Here is a 2,225-nt window from a genome sequence, read left to right as displayed (position 1 = left end):
TGGGACTCCTTGTTGCCCATTATGCCCGGCCACACACGGAAATCCTGACAGTCCCTCAGATTGCCAAAACCAGAACCATGCCGCCCAGCGCGGCGGCCATCAGAACCCGCAGCACCGACCATTTCAGCCCGAACACCAGTGCGCAGGCGAGCGCTGCCAGCACGCCTGCGCGCCATTCGAAGCTCGCCGGGTCCGGCCAGTATAACCGCAGCGGACCGAATTGGCGCTGGCCCACCTCAGCAAACAGCACATGCAGCGCAAACCATGCGGTGAGGTTGGCGATGACGCCCACAACCGCCGCCGTCACTGCTGCGAGCCCGCCCTTCAACCGCACAGCGTTACCCAGTCGGTCGATCCACGGCGCGAAGGCAAAGATCCACATGAAGCACGGCGCGAACGTCACCCACGTGGTCAGCCCCGCCCCCAGCAATCCCGCGAGGAAAGGCGAGAACGGTTCCGGCGCACGGAAGGCCGCGAGGTAACCGACGAATTGCGTCACCAAGATCAGCGGCCCCGGCGTGGTTTCCGCAAGGCCAAGCCCATCGGCCATCTCACCGGGACGTAGCCACCCGAAGCCCTGCACCGCTTCCTGCGCCATGTAGGCGAGCACTGCATAAGCCCCGCCAAAGGTGACGATGGCGAGCTGCGAGAAGAATACGCCGATTTCCCACAGCACGTGATCCTGCCCCAGCGTCAGCGCAATCAGCACCATCGGCGCGGCCCAGACCGCTCCCCAAAGGGCAACCGAAATGATCGTGCTGCGCCATGGTCGTTCGGGCAAATCGCCAGCGGGTGCTGTGGGTTTCAGCGCCAACAGGGCAGGGCGCCACGCTGCGACCGCCATTCCAATCACCCCGGAACCCAGCACGATCAGCGGAAATGGCAGATCGAACAGGAAGAGTCCGACAAACGCGGCCACCGCCAGCGCACGCTTCAATCCCGTATCGAGCGCACGTCCGGCAATCCGCAACAAGGCCTGCACCACAATCGCAAGCACTGCTGCCTTTACGCCCAGAAACAGCGCCTCGACCCATGCGAGATTGGCGGCAATGGCATAGAGCACCGACAGCGCCAGAATGATGGCCGCGCCCGGAATGACAAACAGCAGCCCCGCGGCCAGCCCGCCGCGCCATCCATGCAGCCGCCACCCGATCCATGTGGCGAGCTGCTGCGCTTCGGGGCCGGGGAGCAGGTGGCAGAAATTGAGCGCGTGGAGGAAATCCTCCTCGGCCACCCATTTGCGCTCTTCCACCAATTCCCGGTGCATCAGCGCGATCTGCCCCGCAGGTCCGCCAAAGCTGAGCAGGCCGATGCGGGTGAACGCCCGCAGCAGATCGACAAAAGCGACGGAATGGGTGAGAGCCGATGACGCCAAGATGACCTCGCACAAAAGACCTTGCCAACAACGGCAAGGCTACGAGGCAACGCTTGGGCTTTTCTCGGCCTGAACGGGAGGTTGCTTCGCCCCGTCGCCGATGGTTTAGAATGCGGCGCAAGTCTCGGCAAGGTCGAAACGGAAATTCCGCTATCCACCCATCATCGGTCATAAGCGGGGCCGATGCGCGACCCTGAAAGCGGTATGGCAGCTCTGCATCGCTTCTGGAAAAATCCTGCCTTGCTGAAACCGACCCCATTGCGGTCGTCCCACTTCTATGATGATCTAACGAAATGAGCATCTCAGCAGCACACGCCGACGCCTTTGTTTCAGAAGCATTGGCGACCCGTAAGGTGTGGGGAATCCGCGACGAGGCCGGGTTCCCTACATCGACAAACCCGTCCGGTGAGATCGCCATGCCATTCTGGTCCTCGGAAAGCCGAGCAAAGAAGATCACGGATAGTGTCTCAGCCTATGTGGGCTTCGAGCCGACCCCAATTGATTTAGCTGCCTTTATTGAGCGTTGGTTACCGGGACTGGAGAAGGATGGGCTTCGATGCGGCCTTAACTGGTCCGGCGAGCGGGCTACAGGTTACGATTTGAGGCCGAGCGAGGTTCTTGCACGGTTACTGGCTGCCGAAGCGTAGCGGCAACAAACCACCCACGACCGGCCATGAGCGGGGCCAATGCTCGATCCCGAAAGCGTCACGGCGGCTTTCCCCGGCTGCTGGAAAATTCCCGACCTTCAGCAACCGACCCCCTTGCGGCCGCTCAGGATCTGGTGCCGAATGCATGAATGCGGCCCTAAGCTACGTGGAGCGCGGTTCACCGACCTCATAGACGCGCAAGT

Annotated in this window: 2 protein-coding genes; one reads left to right on the top strand and one right to left on the bottom strand. The window is 62.1% G+C overall.

Features of this window, described 5'->3' with window-relative positions; all coding sequences use genetic code 11:
- Nucleotides 1-55: 55 nt before the first annotated feature.
- Nucleotides 56-1,375, bottom strand: coding sequence for a chromate efflux transporter (gene chrA / locus AX692_RS07545; protein ID WP_066550240.1), 1,320 nt, complete (start codon nt 1,373-1,375; stop codon nt 56-58).
- Between the two features lie 293 nt (nt 1,376-1,668).
- Here chrA and AX692_RS18975 point away from each other — a divergent pair, with 293 nt between their 5' ends.
- Nucleotides 1,669-2,022, top strand: a complete 354-nt coding sequence (locus tag AX692_RS18975; protein ID WP_067402672.1) for a DUF2750 domain-containing protein — start codon at nt 1,669-1,671, stop codon at nt 2,020-2,022.
- Nucleotides 2,023-2,225 lie beyond the last annotated feature (203 nt).

The sequence above is a fragment of the Erythrobacter donghaensis genome, assembly GCF_001557325.1.
Lineage (GTDB): Bacteria > Pseudomonadota > Alphaproteobacteria > Sphingomonadales > Sphingomonadaceae > Erythrobacter > Erythrobacter donghaensis_B.
The sequence above is the reverse complement of the archived record's forward strand: the minus strand, read 5'-3'. Positions and strand labels throughout refer to the sequence as shown.